We start from the raw sequence: 9,374 nt of genomic DNA, 5'->3' as shown, positions 1-9,374 counted from the left end.
TTGGCGTTGTAATTATTAGTAATAGTCTGAAAGTTAAATATCAGGATAATTCAAGTCTTGCTAAAGCTGAAAATATTACAGTAAAAATAAAACTATTACCTCTTTTATTTAAGAAAATAGAAATTAGTGAACTTAGGCTAATTAAACCTGAGATTTACCTTACGAAATTACAAAATGGGAAATATAAAATTGAAGAACTGCTTGCTTCTTTAAATAAAAGTCAAAAACAGGAATTTGAAGTTGACGTTAATAAAATTGATTTATTGATAAAAGATTATAGAATTAATTACCAAAATGAGGCATTAAACCCCTCAAAAATAGTTTCTGTAAAAGGTGATAAGCTCAATATCTTTGATTTTAAACCCGGTAAGTTTGTTGGTTTAGAAACAAAAGGGCAGCTTTTAATAGAAAATTCGCCTAAAATAAACTTTAATATAAAACTACTAACTGAATTACCAGGTGAAAATCAGCAAAATAAGCCTAAAAAAGAAGGTATTGACTCTGATCCCATAGAAAATTTAATTAAATATAATTTACGGGGTGATTTAGATGCTGATCTTAAGGTTAAAAATATTGATAAAGACCCACAAATACTAGGATATATTGATTTAAAAAATTTAAAACTAAAAATAGATTTAGAAGAAATATCAAATAGCTATGGAAGAATTGATTTTTCTAAAAATAAGACAGCTGTTAATTCCAAGATTTTTGTAGATGCGAATTCATTTCTTGAAGTTGTTAGTGATATCACTTCACTGGAAAAAGGTGATTTTGATATTGCTGTAAAGTCTAGCACTCTTGATCTAAAAAGAGTTAAAAAGCTTGCTTATGCTTTAGCAAGTATTACTAAAACTAAAATTGATAATATTAAGTCAATTGACCTTGCAGGGAAGCTAAAAGCTGACTTTAAAGTAGCTAGTTCATCTAGAAAAAACAAGTATAACGGTTATTTGACTGTATCAGATGCCACTGTTTCGTATAAAGGCATATCTAAACCTGCAAAAAATTTAAATATTAAAGTGCAATTTGATAATGATAAATTAACTTTCCTGAATTCATACGGATATATAGATGATATTAAGTTTAATATTACCGGAAACGTTGATGCTAAAAACAATGCTGATTTAAATATTGATCTGCCAAGAGTGAATTTGAGTACTATTCATCAATTATTAAAAACAAGTTCATTATTAGCAGCAAATAACAAAGATTTACAGGATTTAAAGTCAATTTCAGGTTACGTGAGCTCAAATATTCAGTTAAAAGGAAAGCTGGATAAGGAAATATTATCAGTTGCAAGAATTGGCGTAATAAATCCTGTTATCAGACATAAACAGTTGCCACAACCTGTTAGTTTGACTAAAGGAGAAATTGTAGCGAATCAGAATGAAATTAAGATTAATAATGTTCAAACTGTTTTATACCAGTCACCAATAGTCATTTCAGGTAAAGTGACAGAATTTTCCAGCAAAAATCCCGCTATGGATATTATGGCAAAAGGGCAGTTTAATACGATTAATATAGGTAAATTCCTTACTCCTGATCTGAGAAAATCTACGAGAGCCAAGGGTGTTCTTCCTGTAGTAGCCAGTTTAAAAGGTAATGTTAATAACTGGAATTTATTAGCTCAGACAAAAATGGATAAATCAAACTATGTTGCTTGCTTTGCAGAAATTGATATTCCTGCAAGTCAAATATATAATCTTGAAGCAACGGGCAATTCCAGTTCTTTAAATATAAATAAGTTAATGATAGCATCTTCTAACAGCCCATCTAGATCCAGTAATGGTTTTTACAATATAGAAAATGCCAGAAAGCTTGTTAACTTAACAGGAAAAATTGATAAATATAATACTGAAGTCCCTATTCTTAATAATTTAAGAATAGAGACTTCAGAAGTTCTTCCTGTAAGATTATTCGAACCTCAAAATACAACAGGCAAGATAAATGCCGCTTTAGTCTTAAATGGAAATTCTGCTGCACCTAATGTTAATGGTAAGTTAGACCTAATTGGTTTGAATTCAAAGCCGACAGCGTTTGCTGATGACGTAGTAAGCATTGATTTTAGCGGTAATGAAGCTGTATTGAATTTTAATAATGTAAAACTTGCTGATTCCAAGCTAAATGGAAAAGCTACTTTACCGAAAAAAATTACTATGCCTTTAGTTATTAAAAATATGGAAATCAATTCCGATTACATAAATGCAGATAAAATTTCTCAGCAGTTTCCTTCTAAACCATCTCAGGATGTCCCTGTTGTAATTAACAATGGAACGTTTAATGCACAGAAATTGGTTATTAATAATTTAACCAATTCAAACGTGGCTTTTAACTTTAATCTAAACAATTATGGAATATTAAGAATAAATAATCTCAGGTCAAATGTTGCTAGCGGTATTGCCAGTGGCAATATTGAAATGAATATGAAAACCACCGGAATAAGAGGTACTCTTACAGCTCAGGGCATGCAAGTTAATACGCTTGCTACAAGTCTTGCTAATACGCCTAATGAGATTTTCGGAATTATGGATGGAAATGTTGTATTTAGTACTTACGGAATAACTCCAGAACAAATGACATATAATGCTAATGGAAACACCTCATTTATAATCAGAAATGGCCGTTTGGCAAAGCTTGGATCATTTAAACACTTCTTAAAAGCTCCTGATATTTTATCAACAGGATTATCAATTTATCAGGTTAACAATGTTGCAGAGCTTGTATCCAGGAAAAATACTGAAAACTTTGATAACTTGCAAGGTCGAGCATCATTTAGAAATGGAATTATAACTCTTGAAGAGGTCAAATCTCAGGGTAAAAACCTTTGCCTATATATAAAAGGCAATGTTTATATGAAAAATAACTACTCAGATCTTGTTATTTTAGGTCGTGCATCTGATGATGTTGTCAGGTTGATGGCGCCAATACGTAAAGTATCACTCGATAATCTTGTCAATAGAGTACCTATAGGTCAAATTGGGATGGGTATACTTCAAGGTGGCCTGAATTATGTAAGACCAAAGCCTCAATATCCAGATCAAAATCTAATTCCTATACTAAGCTCTCCATCAACTCCCGATATAGAAGGCATTTTTGCAGTAACGATAAAAGGTGACCCAGCCAGTGTAAAATCTGTAAAAAGCTTTAAATGGTTAAATTAAAGGGTAATGGACTGATAGAGTTAAGTTTGAAATGTCATTGCGAAGCTCCGAAGGGGCTGTGGCAATCTATTCAGATAAACTATTTAAAGATGCCTTAAAAATCATCCTTCTTTTAATTCATTAATAGCCTCTTCAAGAGCAGTTAAAGAGTATTTATCAGCGAGAACCCAGCTTTTTATTTGATTTTCACTGACATTTAAAACAGGAGCAATTTTTGAGATTACCAGAGGGGATATAGGTTCTTTAGCGATAATCATCTCATTTAATTTACCCTGACTATAATTAATCTGCTTACTTAATGCTGTTCTAGAAATGCCTTTTTTTTGTAGGATCGAGTCTATTTTAGTTGTAAGGATTAGTCTTTTGTCATCCTGAGCGAAGGATCTCTTTTCAGATTCAATATCATTGCTTTTATTTGAACTATTATTAGATTGCCACGCCTCCTTTGGAGGCTCGCAATGACAATGCGTGTTATCCTGAGCATTAGCGAAGGATCTCTGAGATTCTTCACTGCGTTCAGAATGGCAATGCCTGCTATCCTGAAGAAGGAGCTCTTTTTTAGCTTTTATTGCAAGCTCAATTGTTTCTTTAGGATATTTATCAGCTAAAATCCATCCCTGTATTTCTTCCTTTGTAACTTCAAGAATTGGTGCAATCTTTTCTATTGCTTCATCAGGAAAAGGTCTTTCTCCTCTAATAAAACTTCCAAAAGCTCCATGATCATAATTTGCTCTTTTTGCAAGTTCATTCTGGGATATATTCTTCTTGTCTATGATTTCTTTTATTTTTTGAGTAATAAAAAGCATTTTTGACTCTCTCATTCAAAAAATTCATAATGTGCGCAAAAACGTGTTGACATATTTTTATGATGATGTATAGTTAGGATGTCAAAAGGGAATCCTTCCAATAATACGCACTGTCATTGCGAGCCATGAATCGTGGATAATCAGCATCAATTATTCTTGCGTGGCAATCTCATAAACTTATCTACGTAGCAACTTAAATGAGACAGATAATATCCATAAGGGCTATATAGTTTTCTATTCTAATTTATCACAAACAAGTATTCCTCTCTTAGAGGACTGTTTTAAGGAGGAAAGAAAAAATACTTACTGATTCATGCCGGACGTGTTCCGGCATCTATATGGTTAACGCTTTAAGCTTAGAATTGGAACATGGTTAGATCCCGAAATAAATTCGTGATGACATTTATAATTTCTTGCTTACAATGCCAGGAGTCGTTTTATGAAAGAAATATTTAACTGTGCTTTTATTTACTGCACTTTATGTGATCAATATATTGTTATCTGTGAAGATGACATTAAATCAAAAGGCATGATTATGTGCAATTGTGGCAATGCTGTTGGGCATTACGGTAAAGTTCTAAAAGACCCTAAGTCCTTAGTTCATAATAAAAATCTATAAGGTGATTTAAAAAGATGGAGCAGATTTTATTTTGTTTCTGCGTTTTTCTTTAATTTTCCGTTTTCATCGTAATGTAAAACGTAATCTAATAGCTCTTTTTCGTTAACTTTGACAGATCCGACATTTTCATCAGCAGCGCCATAATAAATTATAATATTGCCTTTATCATCTTTAATATTGCCTGAAGGGAAGATCACATTTATAACACAGCCTTCTTTTTCCTCCGGCAGCTCTGATTTAATAAAAGGATATGGAGCTTTTGCGATTAATTTTGTAGGATCATTTTTATCAAGCAATGCCACACCAGCACAATAGGTTCTATCATTTATATTTTCGTAATAATTTGTCCCATGATATATCATTAAGAAACCTTTGTCCGTTTCTATAGGAGCAGCACCCCCTCCAATTCTATTTTGCCAGGAACCATTTATTGCGTTTAATATTACTGAATCAGTCTTTTTTTCTGTACCGGTATTCTCTGCTTGATCACTGATTTTTACATTTTTTTTCCAGAAATCTTTGTTTTTAAGGTCATCTATATTTTTTACACGAAGAGCATGAATATTTGCATATTCACTTGTATATGGCCTGTGGAAGAAAAGAGTTTCACCTTTAGGATTCTTAATAAAGAAATGATCTTTGTTGTGATAATCAGGAGTTCCTTCTTTTAAATCAGCATTAGGTCCGACAGAAATAGGTCCTTCCAGCTTGTCAAAGTCTTTTGTTTTAAACAAAGTCATTCTTGGACATTTGCCATCAAAGCCTGTAGCGGTTATATAATATGGTTTTTCTTCATTAGGCATATATGTTATTCTTGGATCTTCGTATCCCCAGGTATTTTTTGCATCAGGTGTAATTAAAACTTTCTTAGGTTCAAAATTTTTGCCATCTTTACTCTCAGTGAGGACTAAATAATTAACAAAGGGTTTATGTATGTATGTTTTATCACTTCTGGGTGGATAATCTTCTCCAACAGCGCATCTGAGAAGCATTACATATTTGTCTTTTGCTTTGATTACTCCTGGATTGAAAGTTGCCAGAAGTTTTCCTGTTTCTGTTCCTTCACCAAATTCCTTACCTTCTTGTTCAAAATATTTTTTAAAGAGATCTATAATTTTAGGATCATTGGGCTTGATTATAATCTGTCTTTCTTTAAGTTTTGGCAAAGGAATTCCATTATTGTCCACTGCATCTGTTTTTTCAGGCTTACCTGTAAAAGAGACCACATCTTTTTGAAGTGGTTTTAACCTTGCTGAATCGTTTTGACATACAGAATTTTGATTTGTTAAATAGTCTTTTTTAAGCATTCCTATGCTTGTAAAATTAAGATTTACCTTTAACACACTCCTGCTCCCCTTTTACTATATTGGACTCTGATCCTGTTAGTATATTAATACCCCTTTATATACACTGATTAATTCAACTATAATAATATAAAATAATCAAGCATAAAATTGATATCATTGATGTATAAGCATCTGACAAATTTAGCGAAATCTTTATTTAAACTGCTTTTTACAAATAAAGTTCTCTAATTTATTGGATTGGTTTTGCTTTTGATATCCACAGGACATACTTTGCTTTTAAATGCAGTTTTTTGCATTATGCAAGAAAACTTAACATAAAAAATGATAATAAATGCTATTTATATAATTTGAATATAAAATTAAAATACAGTTTTTTTGTTTAAGAATAATTTATTAAGTTTAGCCAATTGTTCTTGTCCGGTAAATAAATTGCTTGATGCGTTTTGTTTATGAGAGTCGGAACTTCCAGCTGAGTTGGTTAATTGGGCCCATTCGGATTTGAGGCTATTAACTTCATTAAGATCAGATTGAGATGTAGCCTGAGCTTCAAGTTGATTTAATCTATTAGTAACTGCAATTAAGTCGCCTTCTTTAGAATTAGTTGGTTCTAATCCGATACTTCTCATAAATGCTGCAATTTCAGGAGGAGTTTGTGGAGGCGGCATTATACCATTATTATCAATAGCATTTTCTTTTGATAGCTTTAATGCGTCTTCAATAGCAGCTAAGTCACCTTCTCTAGAACCTGTGGGTTTTAATCCAAGAGCATCAAGCTGAGTTTTAGTTGCAGGATCAATTGGAGATTTTCTGTGAAAATTAGAGTTAAATTCTATTCTCATAAAGTCACCTGAATCATCATATACAACTTATATATAATGATTTATCGGCAAGGTTTCTTTAAAAATTTGGTAAAATTAAATAAACATTTACATAAATAAACATTTTGAACTTTTAAAGTTCAAAATGTTTATCTCGATATTTTATTAGATCTGAATTATTTAAGATAAATTTAGATCACTCTTTCAATTATCTCTGGTATGTCAGTAACTGGATTAGCTTTTTTCTTCTTAAAGAAGCGTTCTAAGGCTTCATCAAAAATATCATAAACTACAGGAACTACTACCAAGGTTAAAAATAAAGAAGTAATAAGTCCTCCAATTACTACAATTGCCATTGGCATACGTGTTTCTGAGCCTTCTCCCAGCCCTAATGCTATTGGAAGCATGCCAAATATCATTGCAAATGTGGTCATGAGAATAGGTTTTAATCTTATAGGGCCAGCGCTTATTATTGCTTCTTTTCTTGGCATGCCGGTTTTTCTTAAAGTATTTGTAAAATCAACAAGAAGAATAGCATTTTTCTTTACTAATCCCATTAATAGTATTAATCCTATGAAGCTAAATATGTTTAATGTTTTGCCGGTAAGTAATAAAGCTCCAAATGCACCTATAAAAGCAAGAGGCATTGATAAGAGGATAGTAAAGGGGTGAATGAAATTCTCAAATTGAGCTGCTAAAACCATATATGCAAGTATTATTCCCAGTATCAATGCATACATCATATATAGGAAGGATTCTCCCATTGTATCTGCCATCCCTCTATACTGAAAAGACATATTTTCAGGAAGAATTCTGGAGCTTATTTCATCCAGTTCAGCTTTTGCCTGACCGAGGGGTTTACCTTCCAGGTTAGCATAAAGTGTTACAGCTCTTTGTCTGTCAAGTCTGGTAATAGTGCTTGGGCCTCCGGCTTCTTGGATATGTATGATATTAGATAATTGAACAAATTCTTCTTTATTTGATCTGACATAAATTTGTCCAATATCCTGAGCCGATACTCTGTCTTCTTTGAGCAATCGCATTCTTACATCATATCTTCTGCCTTTTGATGTGTCTTTATATTTAGTAATATCTATTTCTCCACTCATCAGGAAGTTTATTGTTTCTACAATTGTTGCTATATCAACATCCAGATCTGCCGCTCGATCTCTGTCAATTATCACTCGGACTTCAGGTTTTCCTGTTTGAATAGATGTATCAACATCGACAATTCCAGGAAGTATTGAAAATTCTTGATATATTTGTTGCAAATGCTTTTCAAGTTCATTAAGATTTTCGCCTTTAATAATAAACTGAATAGGAACTCGCCTTGCGCCTCCTCCAATTAAGGAAACGTCCTCAACTGATGATTCCAGGCCAATGATAGATCTTAGTTGTTTCCTCACATCAGACTGGATTTCAGTTTGATTTCTTTTTCTATCATGTTTAGGTTTAAGGTTTACAAATAATACTCCTTTATTAACTTCTTGTGCGTGGCCTGAACCTTGTGCATAAAATATTGAGTTTACTTCAGGAATGTCTTTTACGATTTTTTCTGCCTGAGAAAACATATTATTAGTCATTTTGACAGAATAATCTATTGGGGATTCAAGGTTAACCACAAAGCTTCCCTGATCTTCTGAGGGTACAAATTCTTTACCAATAAATTTTGTCATGAATAAACTTGCTATAAATATTAATATAGCTGAAATAATAACTTTTTTTCTGTTATCCAGTGCGAATATAAGTGCCTTTCTGTACATTTCTTCAAAGTTTTTATATTGTTTTTCAAGCCATTCATAGAACTTATTTTCTTGATTATGCTGGGTTTTATGCTTCATAAATCTTGAAGCTAGCATTGGTGTTATTGTAAATGAAATTAATAATGAAATCATAACAGCAAATACTACTGTTAAAGCGAATTGCATAAAAAATCTGCCTATAATACCTTTCATAAAGGCTACAGGGAGAAATATAACTATTATTGCTACAGTAGTGGCTACGACTGCTAAACCTATTTCACGAGTTGCAAACGAAGCTGCTTCTCTTGGATGCATGCCTTCTGCCACATGCCTATGTATATTCTCAATGACAACTATAGCATCATCAATAACAACACCAATTGAGAGAGATAAAGCTAGCATAGACATATTATTGAAGGTGAAACCTAGTAACTTCATCATTGCAAAAGTTGATATTATTGAAACAGGTATTGAAATAGCACTAATCCAGGTTAGTCTTAGGCTCTTTAGAAACAGGAACACTATTAACACTGTAAAAATTGCGCCAAAGATAAGATGTTTCTGTACTTCTTCAATAGAACGCTTGATAAATGTTGATTGGTCAAATGCTACCTGAATATCCATGCCTTTAGGTAGAGTTTTTTTAACTGATTTTATTTCTTCTTTTACTTTTTCGATGACTTTAACAGTATTTGTACCTGATTGTTTTTGAATTCCCATCGCTACAGCTCTTTGTCCGTTGAATTTTGATACTGAGCGTTCTTCTTCCATACCATCTTGAACAGTGGCCAGATCTTTTAGTTTAATAGCAGAGCCATTCTGATATTTAATTATAAGATTGTTGAATTCTTCAACATCTTTTAGCTCTCCTTTGATTTTTATGGAGTATTCTTTAGTATCAGTTTCTATTCTGCCACCAGG

At 32.4% G+C, this 9,374-nt stretch carries 5 protein-coding genes and 1 pseudogene; 2 read left to right on the top strand and 4 right to left on the bottom strand.

The features are described 5' to 3' along the window. A pseudogene (locus tag A2255_04810) lies at positions 1 to 3,161 on the top strand (hypothetical protein). Positions 3,162 to 3,262: 101 nt separating this feature from the next. On the opposite strand, the gene A2255_04805 reads toward A2255_04810, so the two are convergent. Beyond that, positions 3,263 to 3,967, bottom strand: a complete 705-nt coding sequence (locus A2255_04805; GenBank protein ID OGI17444.1) for a hypothetical protein — start codon at positions 3,965 to 3,967, stop codon at positions 3,263 to 3,265. 439 nt (positions 3,968 to 4,406) lie between these two features. On the opposite strand from A2255_04805, the gene A2255_04800 reads away from it, so the two are divergent. Next, the gene (locus A2255_04800; GenBank protein OGI17443.1) at positions 4,407 to 4,586 is read left to right on the top strand and encodes a hypothetical protein; all 180 of its coding nucleotides are present in this window, start codon (positions 4,407 to 4,409) and stop codon (positions 4,584 to 4,586) included. Positions 4,587 to 4,612: 26 nt separating this feature from the next. Here A2255_04800 and A2255_04795 read toward each other — a convergent pair whose 3' ends face one another. The 3 genes from A2255_04795 to A2255_04785 form a co-directional block, all read right to left on the bottom strand. Next, positions 4,613 to 5,929, bottom strand: a complete 1,317-nt coding sequence (locus A2255_04795; GenBank protein OGI17442.1) for a hypothetical protein — start codon at positions 5,927 to 5,929, stop codon at positions 4,613 to 4,615. Between the two features lie 323 nt (positions 5,930 to 6,252). Continuing rightward, positions 6,253 to 6,732 (bottom strand): hypothetical protein, encoded by a 480-nt coding sequence (locus A2255_04790; GenBank protein OGI17441.1) that lies wholly within the window; start codon positions 6,730 to 6,732, stop codon positions 6,253 to 6,255. Positions 6,733 to 6,902: 170 nt separating this feature from the next. Continuing rightward, on the bottom strand, positions 6,903 to 9,374 hold a 2,472-nt coding region (locus A2255_04785), incomplete at its 5' end, for a hypothetical protein (protein ID OGI17440.1).

This window comes from Candidatus Melainabacteria bacterium RIFOXYA2_FULL_32_9 (assembly GCA_001784615.1).
Classification (GTDB): Bacteria; Cyanobacteriota; Vampirovibrionia; order Gastranaerophilales; family UBA9579; genus UBA9579.
The sequence above is the reverse complement of the archived record's forward strand: the minus strand, read 5'-3'. Positions and strand labels throughout refer to the sequence as shown.